We start from the raw sequence: 19852 nt of genomic DNA on the forward strand, positions 1-19852 counted from the left end.
CGGCCAAACGCCGGGCGGGCCGTAATTCTCGGGCCCGCCCGGCGTTCGAGGACAGCTTTTTCAGTGCGTCGCGCCGTACGGCGGCGGGAATCCGTAACCCCCACCCGCCGGAGCGGAAGGCGCCGCATGCGCCTCCCGGTCGTAGAACGGGCGTGCCTGGCGGAGCCACATGGCCACCGGGTCGTACTCGTCCGACATCGCGACCGTGGAGACCGGAAGGCCCTCCGGGACCGCCGGGATGGACTGCTGCATCATCGCCCGGACCGCGTCCACGGACGCCGGGGACGTGTCGTAGACGTCCAGGCCGATGGCGAGATAGGGCGCGCCCAGTGTGGGCTGCACCCAGGCGCGGCGCAGGGAGCGGATCGCCGTCGTGCGGTGCGCGTTCTGCGTCAGGGTCGCGTAGAACTGCGGGATCTCGATCGTGGGCTCGGAGAGCCTGAGCGGGCCGGCCGGCTGGCGGTCCAGGCCGCCCGCGATGCGCCGCAGGTCGAGCCACGGGATGCCGACGCCGCCGCCCGGCGCGTGCGGATTCAGCCACAGCCCGTAGTGGTCCGGGTAGAGCGTGCGCGCCGCGTCGACGCCGCTCACCACCTCGTACGCCCGTGACCAGCCGGAGGCGGAGAGCTCCTGGGCCGAGGTGACGCAGGGGGCATAACTGAAGCCGTCCACCCCCATGTTCCCGTACTGGGCGTCCGGGGAGCCGGCCTGGCCGTGCCAGAGCAGCATCCAGACCTGCCCGGTCGCGGGGTCGGCGAGGGCCTTGAGGAGCGCCTCGTACGCGTCGTAGCGTCCCGGCGTCACCTGGCGCAGCATGTGCTCGACCTGTCCGGCCGCGGCCGTGCCCGACGCACTCACCCGTAACCGCCCTTTCGGCTCTTCAAAGACGTCCGTGTTCCACGTGGCCGGAAAGCGAAGCGCCGACCGGTCACGTCATGAAACCAGCTTAAGCGGCGATACTGACACCGACTTGACGGACGCCGTCACCCTTCTCGTACGTAGAACGGCCGTACGTGTGTACGCAGCCAGTCGGCCACCGGGTCCTGTGTCACGTCCAGGAACACCAGGTTGACGGCCCAGGGCACCGGCGCACGGCCCAGCGCCCGCCCCAGCGCGTCCAGCGGAAGGTCCCCCGCACCGCTCGGCGCGCTCACCGCCTGCGCCAGCTCGACGCCGATGAACAGGGACGGCTCCGCGTCCTCCACGGTCGCGAGGCAGCGCCGGGCGCTCAGCACCGTGCCGAGCCCCTCGAACTCCTCGCGCACCGCGGCCAGGAAGTCCATCGGGTCGACCTGCCAGTCCGGCTCGCTCAGCACCACACGGCCGCCCGTCGCCGGGCCGTCGAGCGCCGTGCGACCGCTGCGGGCCAGCTCGGCGACGGCCGGCGGCGGCAGCGGCACACCCACCGTGCCGTCCGGGTTCACGGCGATGCCGACCTGCGGCGGAAGCCCGCGCGCGAACTCCACGGCCGGGGCGATCGTGCAGTCCATCCGGCCACCGGTGACCGCCATGAACTGCTGCTCGGAGCTGAACACGGGGACGAAGGCCTGGCCCTCGATCTCCAGGCTCGGCAGGTCGAGGTCCCTGCTCGCGTTCGAACCGCCGCGGGGCAGCGGGATCCACACGTGGCTGCGGCCGAGCACCTCGACTATCCGGCCACCCGCCGAACTCCCCGCCTCCTGCCCGAGGGCCGCGGCGAGGACCTCCTCCAACTCGTTGGCGGGCCAGCCCTGCGCGGGATGGCCGAAGCCGCCCTCGTGCCCCTGCGCGTGACCGTGCCCCGGCTCCGGGGTGCCTGGGAACTCCATGACTGCCATCAACCTCTGCCGTTCTGCCCGCTGCTGTGCCCGCCGACCTTAACTCGTACACACAAGGGGACACGGTGCGGTTCCGTCCGCTTGCCCGGGGCCCCGGCGTCAGTCGCCGAACGTGATGCCTCCCAGCGCCTCCATCGCCGCCCGGTCGAGCAGCACCGCCGACTCCATCCCGGCCGGCGGCTTGCCCCGCTCCGTCGAGCTGACGAGCGCGCCCACCGCCCGGCGGTGCCGGGCGAAGGCGTACCGGGACACCCCGCGGCCGCGGTCCCGCTGGCCCTCGAGAGCCGTGTCCGGCGGTACGTCGAGCAGCATCAGGTGGACGGCGACCCCGCGCCGCCGCGCCGTGCGGATCACCCAGCGGCGCACCCACGCCTGCGTACCGCAGTCGTGCACGACGACGCTGGCGCCCGAGCGCATCGCCCGCCGCAGGCCCACGTAGTGCGCGATGCGGACCAGCGGGCGGTACAGCGCGTACGGCAGGTAGGCCGGCATGCGCGCGGCCCAGCGCTCGCGGGTGTCCTGCGAGTCGATCCGGATCTCCTTGACGGCCCGCCGCATCAGCGTCGACTTGCCGCTGCCGGGCAGGCCGGAGAGCACGACGAGGTCACCCGCCGCGAAAGCGAGCCGACGCGGCGTGTGGCCACGGCGGCCGCGCAGGTCCCGCACCGAGCGCTGGCCGGGGATCCGCACCCCTGCCACCACCGGCGCCGAAGCCGACACCGCATAAGCCCCCGCGACTGCCTTGCGCACCGTGATCGTCCTCCCCGTTCCGGTCACGTCACCCTTGCCCCTCAAGTGTAAAGAGAAGGTAATGCCCCTCAAGGGCTTTCCCTGTCGGACGGGCATGCAATGATGTGCCCGCAACTGCATACCGGCCGCTTGAATCCGCGCGGGAGAGTTCCGGGTACCCATCGGTCCCCGGACGCCGAAGGAGCAAGTTCCTCCCTTGAATCTCTCAGGCCCCGTACCGCGCGGGCGAGGCAGATCTGAAAAGTGGGGCGCCTTTGTGACACGGCGCCCCCACCCAAGGTGCAAGCCCCTCGGGGCGAACCTCTCAGGTTCCGATGACAGATGGGGAGGACACTTCGCCATCGCCGTCATGCCCGGGAGCACCACTGATGACCCGTACGACATCTCTCGACGCCCTGCACCGTTCGCTCGGCGCGACGATGACCGACTTCGCCGGCTGGGACATGCCGCTGCGCTACGGCAGCGAGCGTGACGAGCACAACGCCGTGCGCACGCGGGCAGGCCTCTTCGACCTCTCCCACATGGGCGAGATCACGGTGACCGGGCCCCAGGCCGTCGACCTCCTCAACCACGCCCTCGTCGGCAACATCGGCTCGGTGGGCCTCGGCCGCGCCCGCTACACGATGATCTGCGGCGCGGACGGCGGGATCCTCGACGACCTGATCGTGTACCGGCTCGAAGAGAGCACCTACATGGTGGTCGCGAACGCGGGCAACGCGCAGGTCGTCCTCGACGCCCTCACCGAGCGCGCCGCCGGCTTCGACGCCGAGGTCCGCGACGACCACGACGCGTACGCGCTGCTCGCCGTGCAGGGCCCGACCTCCGCGGCGATCGTGAAGTCCGTCACGGACGCCGACCTGGACGGCCTCAAGTACTACGCGGGGCTGCCCGGCACCGTCGCCGGCGTGCAGGCGCTCATCGCGCGCACCGGCTACACCGGCGAGGACGGCTTCGAGCTGTTCGTCTCCCCCGCCGACGCCGAGAAGCTGTGGCAGGCGCTGACCGAGGCGGGCGCCGAGTACGGCCTGATCCCCTGCGGCCTGTCCTGCCGGGACACGCTGCGCCTGGAGGCGGGCATGCCGCTGTACGGGCACGAGCTGTCGACGTCCCTCACGCCCTTCGACGCCGGTCTCGGCCGCGTCGTCAAGTTCGAGAAGACCTCGCACGGGGACGACTTCGTGGGCCACGACGCCCTGGTCGCCGCCGCCGAGCGCGCCGAGGCCAACCCGCCCCGCAAGCTCGTCGGCCTGATCGCCGAGGGCCGCCGCGTGCCGCGCGCCGGGATGTCCGTGGTCGTCGACGGCCAGGTGATCGGCGAGGTCACCTCCGGCGCCCCGTCCCCGACGCTCGGCAAGCCGATCGCGATGGCGTACGTGGACGCCGCGCACGCCGAGCCGGGCACGGCCGGTGTCGGTGTCGACATCCGCGGTACGCACGAGCCGTACGAGGTCGTGGCCCTGCCGTTCTACAAGCGCCAGAAGTAGCCCCCGCCCGCCCCGGGCTCCCCCTCCGTCACCAGCACCTTCCCGCGTACAGGAGAATTCGCATCATGAGCAACCCCCAGCAGCTGCGTTACAGCAAGGAGCACGAGTGGCTCTCCGCCGTCGAGGACGGCGTCGCCACGATCGGCATCACGGAGCACGCCGCCAACGCGCTCGGTGACATCGTGTTCGTCCAGCTCCCCGAGGTCGGTGACACCGTGACCGCGGGCGAGACCTGTGGCGAGCTCGAGTCGACCAAGTCGGTCTCCGACCTGTACTCCCCCGTCAACGGCGAGGTCACCGAGATCAACCAGGACGTCGTCGACGACCCGGCGCTCGTCAACTCGGCCCCGTTCGAGGGCGGCTGGCTGTTCAAGGTCCGGCTCAGCGACGAGCCCAAGGACCTGCTCTCCGCCGACGAGTACACCGAGTTCTCCGGGAGCTGACCCCACCGATGTCCGTACTGAACGAATCCCTGCACGAGCTCGACCCCGAGGTCGCCGTCGCGGTCGACGCCGAGCTGAAGCGCCAGCAGTCGACCCTCGAGATGATCGCGTCGGAGAACTTCGCTCCGGCCGCCGTCATGGAGGCCCAGGGCTCGGTCCTCACCAACAAGTACGCGGAGGGCTACCCCGGCCGCCGCTACTACGGTGGCTGCGAGCACGTCGACGTCACCGAGCAGATCGCCATCGACCGCGTGAAGGCGCTCTTCGGCGCCGAGTACGCGAACGTGCAGCCGCACTCCGGCGCCTCCGCGAACCAGGCCGCGCTCTTCGCCATCGCCAAGCCGGGCGACACCATCCTCGGCCTGGACCTGGCGCACGGCGGCCACCTCACGCACGGCATGCGCCTGAACTTCTCCGGCAAGCAGTTCAACGTGGTCCCGTACCACGTCGACGACGCCGGTCTGGTCGACATGGCCGAGGTCGAGCGCCTCGCCAAGGAGTACCGCCCGAAGGTGATCATCGCCGGCTGGTCGGCGTACCCGCGTCACCTGGACTTCGCCGAGTTCCGCCGCATCGCCGACGAGGTCGAGGCGCTGCTCTGGGTCGACATGGCGCACTTCGCGGGCCTCGTGGCCGCGGGCCTGCACCCGAACCCGGTCCCGCACGCCGACGTCGTCACGTCCACGACGCACAAGACGCTCGGCGGCCCGCGCGGCGGCATCATCCTGTCGCGCGACAAGACCTTCGCGAAGAAGCTGAACTCGGCGGTCTTCCCGGGCTTCCAGGGCGGCCCCCTGGAGCACGTGATCGCGGCCAAGGCCGTCTCCTTCAAGGTCGCCGCCTCCGAGGACTTCAAGGAGCGCCAGGCCCGCACGATCGAGGGCGCCCGGATCCTCGCCGAGCGTCTGACGACCCCGGAGTCCCGCGCGGCGGGCGTCAACGTCCTGTCCGGCGGCACCGACGTGCACCTGGTCCTCGTCGACCTGCGCGACTCGGAGCTCGACGGCCAGCAGGCCGAGGACCGCCTCCACGAGGTCGGCATCACGGTCAACCGCAACGCGGTCCCGAACGACCCGCGCCCGCCGATGGTCACGTCGGGGCTCCGGATCGGCACGCCCGCGCTGGCCACCCGCGGCTTCGACGCCGACGACTTCCGCGAGGTCGCCGACGTCATCGCGCTCGCGCTTCAGACGCCCAATCCCTTCGGGGAGGCCGACGCCGACGCGCTCAAGGCCCGGGTGACCGCTCTGGCCGACAAGCACCCGCTGTACCCCGGCCTGAAGTAATTCGGCCCGGATTACGTACCCTTTCGTAGGTACGTCCTACCGGGGCACCCGCACACTGGAACCAGCAGGCATCAGTGTGCGCGGTGCCCCGTTCCATGCACAGCCACCATGCACAGCCCGGCAGACAACGGCGTCTACCACCACCTTTGGAGTTCCACCGTGGCCATCTCGGTCTTCGACCTGTTCTCGATCGGCATCGGCCCGTCCAGCTCGCACACGGTCGGCCCGATGCGCGCGGCCCGCATGTTCGCGCGGCGCCTGAAGAATGAGGGCCTGCTGGCCCACACCTCCTCGGTCCACGCCGAGCTCTACGGCTCCCTGGGCGCGACCGGGCACGGACACGGCACGCCCAAGGCGGTGCTGCTCGGCCTGGAGGGCGACTCCCCGCGCACCGTCGACGTGGAGAAGGCCGACGAGCGCGTGGAGACGATCAAGGAGCAGGGCCGCCTGAACCTGCTCGGTGCCCACGAGATCGCCTTCTCGTTCGACGACGACCTGATCCTGCACCGCCGCAAGGCCCTGCCGTACCACGCGAACGGCATGACGCTGTGGGCGTACGACGCCGACGGCAAGGAGCTGCTCTCCAAGACGTACTACTCGGTGGGCGGCGGCTTCGTCGTCGACGAGGACGCCGTCGAGGGCGAGAACCCGATCGTCCCCGACGACACGTCCCTCAAGTACCCCTTCCGCACCGGCGACGAGCTGCTCCGCCTCGCGCAGGAGACCGGCCTGTCCATCCCGGCCCTGATGCTGGAGAACGAGAAGGCGTGGCGCACCGAGGACGAGATCCGCGAGGGCCTCCTCGACATCTGGCGCGTCATGCAGGCCTGCGTCTCGCGCGGCATGTCCCGCGAGGGCATCCTGCCCGGCGGCCTCAAGGTCCGCCGCCGCGCGGCGAGTTCGGCCCGCAAGCTGCGCGCCGAGGGCGACCCCGTGGCCCACGCCATGGAGTGGATCACCCTCTACGCGATGGCCGTGAACGAGGAGAACGCGGCGGGCGGCCGAGTGGTCACGGCCCCGACGAACGGCGCGGCAGGCATCATCCCGGCGGTCCTGCACTACTACGTGAACTTCGTGCCCGGCGCCGACGAGGACGGCGTGATCCGCCTCCTGCTCACCGCGGGCGCCATCGGCATGCTCTTCAAGGAGAACGCCTCGATCTCCGGCGCCGAGGTCGGCTGCCAGGGCGAGGTCGGCTCCGCCTGCTCGATGGCGGCCGGCGCGCTCGCCGAGGCGCTCGGCGGCTCCCCCGAGCAGGTGGAGAACGCCGCCGAGATCGGCATGGAGCACAACCTCGGCCTGACCTGCGACCCGGTCGGCGGCCTCGTCCAGATCCCGTGCATCGAGCGCAACGGCATGGCGGCGGTCAAGGCCGTCACCGCGGCGAAGATGGCGCTGCGCGGCGACGGCTCCCACAAGGTGTCCCTCGACAAGGTCATCAAGACGATGCGGGACACCGGCGCGGACATGTCGGTGAAGTACAAGGAGACGGCGCGGGGCGGCCTCGCCGTCAACATCATCGAGTGCTGAGGAATCGCTCGTAGACCCGAATGTAGTCATTCGGATCGACTCGCAGAGTTTCAGAACCCGAGCGCTCCACCATTTCCCCCTTGTAGAAATAGGGGCTGCGCCCGGCAGAAATCTTCAGGAGCGCCACTATCCGCCCCTGGTAATTGACCAGCTTAGACTCTGCTGTCACTCGGCGCGCCAAATCTGCATCCAGCCCCTTCGTGTGCAGTTTTTGACAGATCCACGACCAGTAGTCATTGAGACTCTTTCCCTGCAGGATGCTCTCACGCTCAATCCCGACCACGTGAAAATCGCGACACAGGACGGATCCGACAGAATCAAGAGCGTCTACCCTTTGCGCATCGCTGAAATTATCGGCAATACCAATTGCAACATACCCCGTAACACCCGTGCCCATATTTGCCATCGCCGTGATGGTCCGACAGATCTTACTGAAGGATTCCGAATCGAACTCTCGGACGGAACCCAACTTCAGAAAGCCTTGCTTACAGTCAAACGTCTGCTGCTCGACAAGTGCGTTACCGAGAAGCCTCTCCAGCTGACTCGCCCAGCCATAGCGCCCTAGGTCCTGGACTGAACTTCCACTTTCTTCGAAAGCATCACTCAGAACACCCTTAACGGCGTTGATCGTCTGCCTCTTGGAATCCCGGCGCCAGTCACCACCGCCACCGGGGACCGCCATGACACTGGATCCGACGCCGCGCAGCCGCTCGCCCGCAAGCCTGGGGTTATTGAGATAGGCACCCTCTTTGAACATCAGTTCATAGAAAGCCATGAAGACGCCATGGAAATAGCGGGGCGAGCGCCCTCCACTACTTGTATTGATGAGGCTGGAAAACTTCTTCTCCTGTTGTGCAAGTACAGAGCGCAGGGCGTCATACGCTTGCATGAAGTGATCTTTTATCTGGTCCGCCCCATAGGCCTCAATTGCAGAATTAACCTGCCTCGAGGCTTTTGTTTCCATATCATCCGGATCGATGTCCGTATAGTTGTAGTACTCATCCCTCAAGCGGGTACCGGAGTTCGGGATGGGATCGATGAAGCAGTCGATGAGAATGTCGAGAACGAGTTGTTCATCAGTGGATTCCCGAACATCTTCCCTCCGAAGCACCCCTTCACGGACCCAGAAGATCTCGTCAACCTGAACACCATAGTCGAGGTTCCTGTTCGTAATGCTTAGCTTAGGCATGGCGCGCAGCGCCACCACCTCGCTGGGCGACGTGTCGCCTCGAACCTCAGACGAGATCACCCGCACGAGGTCCGCCAGCGGCGACAGCGTTCCAGCTTGCCTGAGGCTCTGCCTCGAGAGCCTACGACCGCCCGAGTTGATGCGTCGGAAAACCTCGTCGACACTTGCAGAGTTTGCAGGCCGATAGACCGATAGGGCAACTGTGTAGTTAGCCAACTGTACAGAGAGCTCCCGCGGCATGACCGGGTAATTCTGCGAAATCTCCCCCTTATCCTTACGGAGCTTTGTGTCCGCCAAGGAATCCAGGTCGAAATACTCTCCCCCTATTGGATATTCGTTCTCCAGGAATGCGAAGATGGCATTAAGGCGCTGCATCCCATCGATAAGCTCGAAGGAGACATCACCCGGATTCCCTATTTCGGCCACGAGAAAGAGCGGGATCGGTAGATCCTTGAGGAGAGAGTCGATGAGGCGTTGCTTCTCTTCGACGCTCCAGACCAGCTTCCGCTGATATCGGCGATTAACCCGAAAACGGTCATTGATATAGAAAGCGTACAGCCGCTGCACGCTTTCCCCACGAACAGTCAGCTCTCCACCCTGGGCAGTCGTCATGGAAGGACATTAGCGGCAGTTACTCGTTTGGCCGAGAGGGTGCAACCAGAAGCACGCGGACTGTCGTGATCGGGATACTCAAGGCGTCGCGGCGGTGACCTCGCCCGACGCGCTGCCCGCGAGCCAGTCGCTCCAGCTCAGATTGAAGGCCGCGTAGCCGTTGTCGGGGGCGGCCTTGGCGCGCGGGGAGCCGGTGATGGTCACCGGGTCGCCCTGCTTGACCTGGTCGTAGAACCACTTGGCGTCGGACAGCGACAGGTGGACACAGCCGTGCGAGCCGCGGGCGCTGCCGCTGCCCGGGTTCGGGTCGCCGGTCGAGTAGTGGACGTAGGTGCCGGACTGGGTGAGGTGGACGTCCCAGGGCAGCGTCAGGTCGTAATAGTCGGGGTCGTTCTTGTCGCAGGTGATCCCGATGCTGCAGGAGGTCATGCGGACCTTCTCCTGCTTGTCGATGACGGCCATCGTGCCGTTCCACGTCGGGTACTCGGCGCTGCCCGCGTTGATCGCCAGGGTGCGGACGGGCCGGCCGTTCTTCGTGACCTTCAGGGTGTGACCGGGCACGGAGACGTCGGCGCGCACGTCGTCCCCGACCATGAAGGTGTGGGTGTAGCCGTGCGTGCCGTAGCGGCCGTTGCCGTTGCTGACGCCCTTCATGTCGGCGTCGATCCTCACCTTCGTACCGGCGGGCCAATACGTCTGGGGGCGCCAGTCGGCGCGCTTGTCGCCGAACCAGTGCCAGGCGCCCTTCACCGGCTGCGACGCGCTCACCTTCATGTGCTTCTCGACGTTCGCACGGGCCTTCGCCGCGACCGGGTTCGTGAAGACCACCGAGACCGGCATGGCGACGCCGACCGTCGCGCCCGTCTGCGGAGTGATGGTGTTCAGGAGCATCGGCGGCCCCTTGGGCTTCGTGGACGACGGCGAAGGCTTCGACGGAGACGGAGACGGAGACGACGACTTGGACGACGGCGACGGTGACGGCGAGGCGCTCGTGCTCGTCCGCCCCGAGGGGTCACCGTCCGCCTTCTGCGCACCGCCACCACCACCGCCGCCGCAGGCGCTCGTGCCCACCAGCACCGCGACCGCCACCAGCGCGACTCCGGTACCTCCGCCACTGTTCCGCCATCTCATGGCCCACGCGTTCCTGGCCCGAGATGCCTGAAACATCCTTTTCTAAACAGTGACCCTCAGGATCAGTGCCGCCACGGCGAGTGCGCAGCAGAACGACCACCCACCGTAGTCGCGGTCCCCGACCCGCAGATGCGCGCCGAGCGCCCCGGCGAAGTACAGGACCAGGCCCGAAGCGGCGGCGATCCCGAGCCCCGGCACCACGAACCCGGCGACGAGCCCCAGCGCACCCGCCCCGAGCGCCGTCCCGAGCCACGGGATCCACGCGTACGGCACCCCGAGCTTGTCGGCCTGCGCCTTCGGATACGAGTGACCGGCGAGGTTGGCGACGGCGGCCGATCCGTAGACGACGGCGGCGAGAACGGTCACGACGACATAGACGCTGAACATGCTGTGCTCCTCCGAAAGGGGTTCACCAGACCGACGGCCCGCCCCGCTCGGACGTGACATCGGCGCGGCCCCGACCCGCCTCCGTTTCGACCTCTCCTGGCAGGAGACACGGGAGAGGCAAGCGCATCCCCGGCCCAAGGAGGCGAGCACGGTGACCCGGCGCCCGACGAACGCCCCGGCTCCCCAGGAAGAGGACCAGCCGACGCCGCCGTACCCGTACGAACGGCAGGAGCGGCCCGGCCTGGAATCACGGATGAGCCTGCGCCCCAGGTACCTGGCCCCCCGCTACCGCGGCTCGGGCAAGCTCACCGACAAGGTGGCCCTGATCACCGGCGGCGACTCCGGGATCGGCCGGGCGGTCGCCGTCCTGTACGCCCGGGAGGGCGCGGACGTCGCCATCGCCTACCTCCCGGAGGAGCAGTCCGACGCCGAGGAGACCCGCAGGGCCGTCGAGGATGAGGGCCGCACCTGTCCGCTCCTGCCGGGGGACCTGTGCGAGGCGGACTTCTGCGAGGAGGCCGTCGACGCCACGGTGCGCGAGCTCGGCGGCCTCAACGTCCTGGTGAGCAACGCCGCGCGGCTCAACAGCCAGAACAGCCTCGATGACCTGAACTTCGAGGACTTCGACCTGGTCTTCAAGACCAACATGTACGCCTACTTCCACCTCCTGCGGGCCGCGCTCCCGCACCTCGGCCACGGGGACTCCGTGATCGCGACGGCCTCCGAGGAGGGGCTCAAGGGCAGCGACATGATGATGGACTACGCCGCGACGAAGGGCGCGCAGATCGCCTTCACCAAGTCCGTCGCCGGCCATCTCGCGAAGCGCGGCGTACGGGCCAACGTCGTCGCGCCGGGCCCGACCTGGACGGTGCTCAACCTCTCCGGGCAGCGCTTCCCCGACAGCTACCTGGAGGACCTGGGCTCCGCCTCCGACCCGATGGGGCGCGTCGCCCAGCCGGAGGAACTCGCCCCCGCTTACGTCCATTTGGCGTCGGACGCCGACTCCAGCTACACCGTCGGCGAGGTCATCGCGGTCACGGGAGGCATGACCGACAGCCGCTGATCCCCGCAAAGGGGGCCTCATTACCGGCCGGATCAGGGACGATGAAAGTTCGACCTCGTCGCCCCACCGACCTGGAGGCCCGCATGATCCGTGGCATCGACGTCAGTTCGCACCAGTCCACGTTCGACACGGACGGCCTGTCGTTCGTCTTCGTCAAGGCCACGGAGGGGCGTTCGTACGTCAACCCGCGCCTGGCCGCACAGACCAAGCGGGCCCGCGACGCGGGCTGCGTCGTCGGCTTCTACCACTTCCTGTGGCCGGGGAACATCACGGCGCAGGCCGAGTACTTCGTGAGCAAGGCCCCTGAAAAGGCGGGGGACTTGCTGGCCGCGGACTGGGAGACGACCGGCGAGGGCACGCACGCGAGCAACGCGGAGAAGGACAAGTTCATCCGCGAGGTGAAGCGACTGCGGCCCAACCACCGGGTCCTGCTCTATTGCAACAGGCACTACTGGCTTACACAGGACTCCACCTCGTACGCCGGCGACGGCCTCTGGATCGCCGACTACGTGTCCGCCGGCAAGCCCCGCATCCGGGCGGACTGGACCATCCACCAGTACACCGACAGCCCCCTCGACAAGAACGTCGCCGACTTCGGGAGCAAGGGCGCCATGAAGGAGTGGGCGGGCGGCGCCTGACGGGGGGCGGCGGCGGTCAGGCGCGCCACTCCGCCGTGCGCTGCGGGGACGCCGAGTCCAGCGCCTTGCGGACGGTGGCCGCGTCGGCGGCCATGCCGTAGACGGGGGTGCCGGGCTGCTGGCGCCACGAGTCGTCCTGGCCGCCGGTGTCCACGGTGTCGAAGCCGATCTCGTCGAGCAGCGCCGTGACGACCCGCTTGGCCGCCGCGTCGTCGCCCGCGACCGGGAGGGCGACGCGGGCCGGGTCGCCGGCCGGGCGGGGCTTGTCGAGGATGTCGTGGGCGTAGGTGCCGTTGAAGGCCTTGATCACCTGGTGGCCGATCCGGCGTTCCGTCCAGCGGCTCTCGGTCAGGCCCTCGTCCTCGATCCCGGCGATCTTCCCGTCGCGCTGCTGCGGGTAGTAGTTGCCGGTGTCGATGACCGCCACGTCGGGGGCCGCCGCGTCGAGGAAGCCCTTCGGCAGGTCCGGGACCGCCTTGAGCGGGATCGTGACGACGACGACCTTCGCGTCCCGGACCGCGTCCTCGATGGTCGCGGGGGTGGCCCCGGTCTCGTCCGCGAGGGCGGTGAGGGTGTGCGGTCCGCGCGAGTTCGCGACGTGGACGTCGTGGCCGACGGCGGTGAGGCGGCGGGTGAGGTTGCCGCCGATGTTGCCCGCGCCGATGATGCCGATCTTCATGTCGTGCCCTTGCCCTTCGGGGTCAGCGGATTCACGCACGTACGTACGTGGAGTTCGAACCGGGCGGCTTCACGGGCTATTCCCGCGGCCCCAACTTCCCCTGGAACCAAACGAGTTCGTCCCGCGCCGCCCGCCCCGCCGCCTCCGCGTCCGCCGCCGCGACCGCCTCCACCAGCTCCGCGTGCGCCGCGTCCCCGTGGTCCTCTTTCGCACCCCGCGCATCCACCAGCGCGAGCAGATCGATCAGCGCCTCCCGCAGAGCCGGGGCGAACTCGGCGAAGAGGTCGGTGAGGACGGGGTTGTGGGCGGCCGCGACGACGGTGGCGTGGAGGGCGATGTCGGCGTCGACGAACGCGTCGCCGGGGCCGCCCGCCGCCGCCGCCCTGCGCGCCGCGAGCGCCGAGCGCATCGCCGCGACGTCCTCGTCCGTGCGGCGCTCGGCGGCGAGGCGCGCGGCCTGGATCTCCAGGAGCGTGCGGACCTCGTAGACATCGGCGATGGCCGCGCGGCGCAGGCGGGTCGGCCAGTCCTCGACCGGGCGCAGCGCGGTCACGAACACGCCCGCGCCCTGCTTCGGCCGCAGCATGCCCTGGCCCGTGAGCGCGCGCAGGGCCTCGCGGACCGTGGAGCGGCCGACGCCGAGTTCCTTGGCGAGGGTGGTCTCGCCGGGGAGGCGGGTGCCGACCGGCCACACGCCGTCCGCGATCTGGGTGCGCAGGCGCTCGGCGGCCTGTTCGACGAGGGGGCTGGGGCGGAGGGGGCCGGTCGACACGGGGACTTTCCAATCGAACTCGGGGCGAAGCGGAACTTGTCTGAGGGGTACTTGTCTGAGGACCTGAGGTGTGGCTAGTCTACCGGGCATGTTCCGCGGACTCCTTCTTCTCGGCTGCCGCGGCGGGGCCTGACGCGACCGGCACCCCGCCGCGGGGTGCCGTGCTGCCGGTCGGTCACCGTCACGACCGCACCGAGGAAGGCCCGAGCCACCATGTACCGCTGGAATCCGCAGACCCCGGGACCGATGCCGTACCGCCGTTACCGGCCGCATCACGAGCGGGTCGCCACCGTCCCTCTCGCCGACCGGAGCTGGCCGTCGAAGGAGATCACCGAGGCGCCGCTGTGGGTGCCCGTCGACCTGCGCGACGGGAATCAGGCGCTCGCCGAGCCGATGGACACCGCCCGTAAGCACCGCTTCTTCGATCTGCTGGTGGGGATGGGCTTCAAGGAGATCGAGGTCGGCTATCCGTCGGCCAGCCGGACGGACTTCGAGTTCGTGCGGCATCTGGCGGGGCAGGTCGCGGCGGGCGCCGTGCCCGACGATGTCACCCCCGTCGTCTTCACCCCGGCCAAGCCGGATCTGATCGAGCGGACCTTCGAGTCCATCGAGGGGCTGCCGCGCGCCGTCGTGCATCTGTACATCCCGACCTCCCCCACCTGGCGCGACGTCGTCCTCGGCATGACGCGGACCGAGATCCAGCAGACCGTCCGTGAGGCCGCCGCGCACATGGCCCGCCTCGCCGACGCCCGCCCCGACGCGCACATCCGCTTCCAGTTCGCCCCGGAGACCTTCAACCTCACCGAGCCGGACTTCGTGCTGGAGGTCTGCAACGGACTGACCGAGCTGTGGGACGCGAGCCCCGACCGCCCGGTCACCCACAATCTGCCGACGACCGTCGAGATCGCGACGCCGAACGTGTACGCCGACCAGATCGAGTACATGCACCGCCACCTGTCCCGCCGCGAGTCCGTCGTCCTCTCCGTGCACCCGCACAACGACCGGGGCACCGGCGTCGCCTCCGCCGAACTCGCCGTCCTGGCGGGCGCGCAGCGCGTGGAGGGCTGCCTGTTCGGCAACGGCGAGCGGACGGGGAACGTCGATCTCGTCACCCTCGCCATGAACCTGTACGCGCAGGGCGTCGACCCGATGATCGACTTCTCGGACATCGACGCGGTCCGCGAGACCGTCGAGTTCTGCAACCGGCTGCCGGTGCACCCACGGCATCCGTACGGCGGCGAGCTCGTCTACACGGCCTTCTCCGGCACCCACCAGGACGCCATCTCCAAGGGCTTCGCGCACCGTGCCGCGCACCCGGACGAGCCGTGGGACGTGCCGTACCTGCCGATCGATCCGGCCGACGTGGGGCGCACCTACGAGGCCGTGATCCGCGTCAACTCGCAGTCCGGGAAGGGCGGGATGGCGTATCTGCTGAAGGAGCACCACGGCGTCGACCTGCCGCGGGAGCTGCGACCCGAGTACGCGCGGTGCGTGCAGGAGGCGACCGACGACAGCGGCCGGGAGGCGACGCCGGACGAGCTGTACGAGCTGTTCCGGGCGGCGTATCTGGACGTCACCGGCCCCGTGGCGCTCGCCGACGGCTGGTCGGCGCGGCAGGACGGCGCCGTGCACCACTTCACGTGCACCCTCGAAGTGCACGGTGCGGTACGGGAGTTGGAGGGCAAGGGCAACGGTCCGCTGGCGGCCTTCACGGACGCGCTGGCGGCGGCAGGCCGGGACGTGGATGTCCTGGACTTCGGCCAGCACGCGCTGGCGGCGGGGCGGGAGGCCGAGACCGTCGCGTTCACGCGGTGCCGGGTCGACGGGGTGCCGGTGTGGGGCGCGGGCCGGGACACGTCCGTGCTGGCCGCTTCCGTACGGGCGGTCCTGTCAGCCGTGAACAGGGCGGCCGCCGGGGCGTGAGACATCGGTGGGGCGTGCGCACGATGCGCACGCCCCACCGGGCCACTGGCTCACTGGCTCACTTGTTCAGGTTCGCCCAGAACTCGTCGAACGACAGCCGCTTGTCCCCGTTGGCGTCCTGCCCGGAGATGAGCACGTCGGCCACGGAGTCCGTGACGTTGAAGTCGCCCATCTGCGCCATGGCGCTCTTGTACTCGGCCGCCGTGATGAAGCCGTCGCCGTCCGCGTCGAACCGCTCGAACGCCTTGCGTGCTTCTTCGATGTCCGCCACCGGGCCACCCCTCGATTTTCGTACTGTCGTGTTGACGGGGCTCAGATTACTTGGCGGTCCGTGCGCGCAGTGCGGCGAGTACCCAGGCGAACTCCTCGCGGTGCGGGTGCTCGGGGGCGCCGCCCTTGAGGACGCCGAGCAGTTCCCGGTAGCGGGCCACCTTGTCGTTCATGGTGGCGAGCAGCCGGTCGAGGACGGCCGCGCGGTCGGCGTCGCCGAGCAGTTCGCGGAGGACGGGCTCCGCTTCGGGCCCGGCCGGGTCGGCCCCGTCCCGCACCGCGTCGCCCGCGAGCGCGACCAGCTTGCGCAGGAACAGCATGGACGAGCCGGCCGCGTCCTCGGGGGTGCGGTCCGCCGCGTTGTACTCGGTGGCCTGCCGCATGCGGGCCTTGAACGCCGGGTCCTGGAGCAGTTCGGCCAGTTCCACCCAGGCGTCCACCTGCTCGGGCGTCGGCTCGTCCGGCAGTCCCGCGCTCATGCCCCGCATCCGCTCCTGGACCGCCGGGTCGACGGTGTCCAGGCCGTGCAGCATCTCCTCGGCGAACTCGTCCATGATCCGCTTGCGCTCGGCGGTGGACTGCCGTGCCATCTTGTTCATCAGGGCCATCTCCTCGGCGCTCGAATTCCGTTTCGCGACGGTCGACAGCACGGCCCGGTTGAGCCGCAGCACCTGGATCTGCGCGTCGAGCGCCGCCACGTGCGCGGCGGCGACGGACGCGATGTCCCGCTCCCCGGAGAGGATCTTCCGTACGTCGTCCAGGCCGAGGCCCAGCTCGCGCAGGGTGCGGATCAGCTCCAGGCGGGCGACGGACTCGGCGTCGTAGAGCCGGTAGCCGCCCTCGCTGCGGGTCAGGGGGTGCAGGACGCCCTCGTCGGACCAGAACCGGATGGTGCGCACCGTGAGGCCGGTGCGACGCGCCAGTTGTCCGATCGTGAGCAGCCTCGGGCCGTCGTCGATCATGTCGAGGAGTCTGGGCCTTCCAGTGGGTGGAGACTCAAGCCCAGCGTACGAGGGCCCTGCGTACGGGGCCCTGCGAAAGGGGACCGGTCAGCGGTCCGCGACGCGCATCTCGAACCAGGTCGTCTTGCCGCGCGGCAGCAGGTCGACGCCCCAGCGGTCGGAGAGCTTGTCGACGAGGAAGAGGCCGCGCCCGGAGATGTCCATCTCGTGCACGGGCATCAGGCAGGGCAGTCCGCGGGACGGGTCGCGCACCTCGATGCGGATCCAGCCGCGGCGGCGCAGCATGCGCAGGCCGAAGTGGCGGGCGCCGGTGTGCCGCACCGCGTTGCCGACGAGTTCGGAGACGAGCAGGACGCCGTCCTCGGTCATCTTCGGGGAGAGGCCCCAGTGGCGCAGGACGACGACCTGCGCGAGCCGCCGCGCGGTCGCGGCCGATTCGGGGCGCGACGGCAGCGACACCTCCGCCTCGGCCGGGTTTCCGAACAACTCCAGTGCCCGCAGGGCGTGTTCGTCCTCGACCGCGGGAGACCAGCGCGCCGCGGTCGCACTCGCGTGCCGCCGCGGTTGTTCCACACCCTCAAGCCCCGCCATGCCTCCATGATGGGGCCACGAAGCCCCTCGTGGGGCCGTTCCGACGGAATAAGCCCCCCGGAACGCCTCGTTCCGGAGGGCTGTTTGGGCATATGCCTTTGGCAGTACAGGGGCATCGACACCCGGGTTGAGCTGCGAAAACGCGCCGGACGCGGATCGCGGCTGATCGTTTACGGCCGAACTTGCTTAAGGTTCACTTAAGGTCCGGATAATGCTCCCCGAACGAGCGAACTGATCAACTCGGCTTGCCCGCACGGCATTTGACGGGCCGTTCGGGACCGCCGGAACGACCGTCAGGCGAACTTCGCCTTCCCCGGGCCGTCTTCCACGAAGCTGCGCATACCGGTCTCGCGGTCCTCGGTGGCGAACAGGCCTGCGAACCAGTTGCGTTCGATGGCCAGGCCGGTGTCGAGGTCCGACTCCAGGCCCATGTCGATCGACTCCTTCGCCGCCCGCAGCGCGATGGCCGGCCCCTTGGCGAGCTGCCCGGCCCAGGCGTTCGCGGCGTCGAAGACCTCGGCGGCCGGGACCACCCGGTCGACGAGCCCGAGCGTCAGCGCCTCCTCGGCCCGCACCTGGCGGCCCGTGAAGATCAGGTCCTTGGCCTTGGACGGGCCGACGAGCCGGGACAGGCGCTGGGTGCCGCCCGCGCCGGGGATCAGGCCGAGCAGGATCTCGGGCTGCCCGAGCTTGGCGTTGTCGGCGGCGATCCGGAAGTCGGCGCAGAGCGCCAGTTCGCAGCCGCCGCCGAGCGCGTAGCCGGTGACGGCGGCGACGACCGGCTTCGGGATGCGGGCGACCGCGGTGAACGAGTCCTGCAGCCCGCGGGAGCGCGCGACCATCGCCGCGTGGTCCATCTCCCGCATCTCCTTGATGTCCGCGCCGGCCGCGAACACCTTCTCGCTGCCGCGGATCACCACGGCCCGGATGTCGTCCCGGGCCGTGGCCTCCTCTGCGAGTTCCTTGATGCGGTCCTGGACGGCGATGTCCAGGGCGTTCATCGGGGGGCGGTCCAGACGGATGGTCCCGACGCCGTCGGCTACTTCAAGGTGAACGGTCATGCCCAGAGGTTTACCGGAAGGAGCGCGGCGTTCACCGAACCGGACGCGGTGCGCTTCGTCACTTCTTCCAGTCCGCCCACGACATGTTCCAGCCGTTCAGGCCGTTGCCGCCGTCGACCGTCTTGTCGCGGGAGTTCTTGACCACCACCACGTCGCCCGTCATCGAGTGGTCGAAGAACCAGGCCGCCGGGACCTTCTTGTCGTAGCCGCCGCGGACGTCGCGCAGGCCGATGCAGCCGTGGCTGGAGTTGACGTTGCCGAAGGTGCCGCCGCCCCAGTAGTTGCCGTGGATGAACGTGCCGGAGTCGGTCAGGCGCTGGGCGTGCGGGACGTCCTTGATGTCGTACTCGCCGCCGTAGCCGACCGTCTCGCCGTTCATACGGGTCACGCGCAGCCGCTCGCTGATCACCATCTTGCCGTTCCACGTCTCGTAGCCCGGCTTGCCCGTGGTGATCGGGATCTTCTTGACGGTCTTGCCGTCGCGCTCGACCGTCATCATCTTCGTCTTGGCGTCGACGGTGGAGATCTGGCTGCGGCCGATGGTGAACTTCACCGTCCTGACCTGCTTGCCGTAGACGCCGGGGCGGCCCTCGACGCCGTCGAGGTTCATCTTGACGGTGACCTTGGTGCCCGTCGCCCAGTACTTCTCCGGGCGGAAGTCGATGCGGTCGTTGCCGAACCAGTGGCCCTCGACCGGGACGGACGGTTCGGTCTTGACCGAGATCGCCTTCTCGACGTCCTCGGGGTGCGTGATGCCGCGCGAGAAGCGGACCGAGAACGGCATGCCGACGCCGACCTTCGTGCCGTCCTCCGGGGTGAACGTGCCGATGAAGGTGTTCTTCGGGGTGAGCGTGGTGAACGTGGAGTCCTTGGCCGACTCGCGGCCTTCCTTGTCCTTGGCCACCGCGTGCACCTTGTACTCGGTCGACGCGGCGAGATGACGCGCCGGGGCCCAGCTCCTGCCGCCGTCGGTGATCGCGCCCTCGACCTCGTTGCCCTTGGTGTCGGCGACCTTCACCTCGGTCAGCTTCCCCTTGGCCGCGGTGACCTCCAGGGACCCGCTGGTCGCGACGTCGTCGGCGCCGTTCTTGGGGGCCACCTTCACCACGGCCTGCGACTCCTTGTTCGCCTCGGCCGCCTTGCCGGCCTTCCCCTTGTCGTCGCCGGAGCCACCGCCGCCCCCGCACGCGGTGACAAGGAAGAATGCCGCCCCCAGCAGAGCCGCGGATATCGGTCGTCGCCCGTTCAAGATCTTTCTCCCCTC

Annotated in this window: 20 protein-coding genes and 1 riboswitch; of the genes, 7 read left to right on the plus strand and 13 right to left on the minus strand. The window is 69.2% G+C overall.

Annotated features, from left to right (window positions below; all coding sequences use genetic code 11):
* Positions 1-60: 60 nt before the first annotated feature.
* The 3 genes from ACFV9W_RS35430 to ACFV9W_RS35440 all read right to left on the minus strand — a co-directional run bounded on the left by ACFV9W_RS35430 (position 61) and on the right by ACFV9W_RS35440 (position 2537).
* The gene (locus tag ACFV9W_RS35430) at positions 61-858 is read right to left on the minus strand and encodes an enhanced serine sensitivity protein SseB C-terminal domain-containing protein (RefSeq protein ID WP_385769494.1); all 798 of its coding nucleotides are present in this window, start codon (positions 856-858) and stop codon (positions 61-63) included.
* Positions 859-983: 125 nt separating this feature from the next.
* A complete protein-coding gene (locus tag ACFV9W_RS35435; protein WP_385769496.1) occupies positions 984-1808 on the minus strand; it encodes an enhanced serine sensitivity protein SseB in 825 nt (274 codons plus the stop codon).
* Positions 1809-1916: 108 nt separating this feature from the next.
* Positions 1917-2537: an AAA family ATPase gene (locus tag ACFV9W_RS35440; protein ID WP_385769562.1), complete on the minus strand. Its 621-nt coding sequence runs from the start codon at positions 2535-2537 to the stop codon at positions 1917-1919.
* A gap of 160 nt (positions 2538-2697) precedes the next feature.
* A riboswitch (glycine riboswitch) is annotated at positions 2698-2797 on the plus strand.
* A gap of 138 nt (positions 2798-2935) precedes the next feature.
* Between ACFV9W_RS35440 and gcvT the strand changes: the two genes are divergently transcribed.
* From gcvT to ACFV9W_RS35460, 4 genes are all read left to right on the plus strand, one after another.
* Positions 2936-4051, plus strand: a complete 1116-nt coding sequence (gene gcvT, locus ACFV9W_RS35445; protein WP_385769498.1) for a glycine cleavage system aminomethyltransferase GcvT — start codon at positions 2936-2938, stop codon at positions 4049-4051.
* Between the two features lie 65 nt (positions 4052-4116).
* Entirely contained in the window at positions 4117-4494 is a 378-nt protein-coding gene (gene gcvH / locus ACFV9W_RS35450; RefSeq protein WP_385769500.1) for a glycine cleavage system protein GcvH, read from the plus strand.
* Between the two features lie 8 nt (positions 4495-4502).
* Positions 4503-5780, plus strand: coding sequence for a serine hydroxymethyltransferase (gene glyA, locus ACFV9W_RS35455; RefSeq protein WP_385769502.1), 1278 nt, complete (start codon positions 4503-4505; stop codon positions 5778-5780).
* A gap of 159 nt (positions 5781-5939) precedes the next feature.
* The gene (locus ACFV9W_RS35460) at positions 5940-7310 is read left to right on the plus strand and encodes an L-serine ammonia-lyase (RefSeq protein WP_385769564.1); all 1371 of its coding nucleotides are present in this window, start codon (positions 5940-5942) and stop codon (positions 7308-7310) included.
* On the opposite strand, the gene ACFV9W_RS35465 is transcribed toward ACFV9W_RS35460, so the two are convergent.
* The 3 genes from ACFV9W_RS35465 to ACFV9W_RS35475 all read right to left on the minus strand — a co-directional run bounded on the left by ACFV9W_RS35465 (position 7297) and on the right by ACFV9W_RS35475 (position 10629).
* Positions 7297-9111: a DUF262 domain-containing protein gene (locus tag ACFV9W_RS35465; RefSeq protein WP_385769504.1), complete on the minus strand. Its 1815-nt coding sequence runs from the start codon at positions 9109-9111 to the stop codon at positions 7297-7299. The genes ACFV9W_RS35460 and ACFV9W_RS35465 overlap by 14 nt on opposite strands.
* A gap of 78 nt (positions 9112-9189) precedes the next feature.
* Positions 9190-10242: an Ig-like domain-containing protein gene (locus ACFV9W_RS35470; RefSeq protein ID WP_385769506.1), complete on the minus strand. Its 1053-nt coding sequence runs from the start codon at positions 10240-10242 to the stop codon at positions 9190-9192.
* Between the two features lie 42 nt (positions 10243-10284).
* Positions 10285-10629: a DoxX family protein gene (locus tag ACFV9W_RS35475; protein ID WP_385769508.1), complete on the minus strand. Its 345-nt coding sequence runs from the start codon at positions 10627-10629 to the stop codon at positions 10285-10287.
* Positions 10630-10780: 151 nt separating this feature from the next.
* Between ACFV9W_RS35475 and ACFV9W_RS35480 the strand changes: the two genes are divergently transcribed.
* Positions 10781-11692: an SDR family oxidoreductase gene (locus ACFV9W_RS35480; protein ID WP_385769510.1), complete on the plus strand. Its 912-nt coding sequence runs from the start codon at positions 10781-10783 to the stop codon at positions 11690-11692.
* Positions 11693-11775: 83 nt separating this feature from the next.
* On the plus strand, positions 11776-12330 hold the full coding sequence (locus ACFV9W_RS35485) for a glycoside hydrolase family 25 protein (RefSeq protein ID WP_385769512.1): 555 nt from the start codon (positions 11776-11778) through the stop codon (positions 12328-12330).
* A gap of 16 nt (positions 12331-12346) precedes the next feature.
* Here ACFV9W_RS35485 and ACFV9W_RS35490 read toward each other — a convergent pair whose 3' ends face one another.
* Together ACFV9W_RS35490 and ACFV9W_RS35495 are read right to left on the minus strand one after the other, a co-directional pair.
* Positions 12347-13048: an NADPH-dependent F420 reductase gene (locus ACFV9W_RS35490; protein ID WP_385769513.1), complete on the minus strand. Its 702-nt coding sequence runs from the start codon at positions 13046-13048 to the stop codon at positions 12347-12349.
* 37 nt (positions 13049-13085) lie between these two features.
* Positions 13086-13781, minus strand: a complete 696-nt coding sequence (locus tag ACFV9W_RS35495; protein WP_385769515.1) for a FadR/GntR family transcriptional regulator — start codon at positions 13779-13781, stop codon at positions 13086-13088.
* 213 nt (positions 13782-13994) lie between these two features.
* Here ACFV9W_RS35495 and leuA point away from each other — a divergent pair, with 213 nt between their 5' ends.
* Positions 13995-15704 (plus strand): 2-isopropylmalate synthase, encoded by a 1710-nt coding sequence (leuA, locus tag ACFV9W_RS35500; RefSeq protein WP_385769517.1) that lies wholly within the window; start codon positions 13995-13997, stop codon positions 15702-15704.
* Positions 15705-15762: 58 nt separating this feature from the next.
* Here leuA and ACFV9W_RS35505 read toward each other — a convergent pair whose 3' ends face one another.
* The 5 genes from ACFV9W_RS35505 to ACFV9W_RS35525 form a co-directional block, all read right to left on the minus strand.
* Complete coding sequence (locus ACFV9W_RS35505; RefSeq protein ID WP_385769519.1) at positions 15763-15975, minus strand: EF-hand domain-containing protein; 213 nt, start codon at positions 15973-15975, stop codon at positions 15763-15765.
* Positions 15976-16021: 46 nt separating this feature from the next.
* Positions 16022-16936, minus strand: a complete 915-nt coding sequence (locus ACFV9W_RS35510) for a MerR family transcriptional regulator (RefSeq protein ID WP_385769521.1) — start codon at positions 16934-16936, stop codon at positions 16022-16024.
* A gap of 87 nt (positions 16937-17023) precedes the next feature.
* Positions 17024-17632, minus strand: coding sequence for an ATP-binding protein (locus tag ACFV9W_RS35515; RefSeq protein ID WP_385769566.1), 609 nt, complete (start codon positions 17630-17632; stop codon positions 17024-17026).
* A gap of 188 nt (positions 17633-17820) precedes the next feature.
* Positions 17821-18588, minus strand: coding sequence for an enoyl-CoA hydratase/isomerase family protein (locus ACFV9W_RS35520; RefSeq protein ID WP_385769523.1), 768 nt, complete (start codon positions 18586-18588; stop codon positions 17821-17823).
* A 58-nt stretch (positions 18589-18646) separates the two neighbouring features.
* Positions 18647-19837, minus strand: coding sequence for an Ig-like domain-containing protein (locus ACFV9W_RS35525; RefSeq protein WP_385769524.1), 1191 nt, complete (start codon positions 19835-19837; stop codon positions 18647-18649).
* Positions 19838-19852 lie beyond the last annotated feature (15 nt).

Source organism: Streptomyces sp. NPDC059897 (assembly GCF_042730865.1).
Taxonomy (GTDB): domain Bacteria; phylum Actinomycetota; class Actinomycetes; order Streptomycetales; family Streptomycetaceae; genus Streptomyces.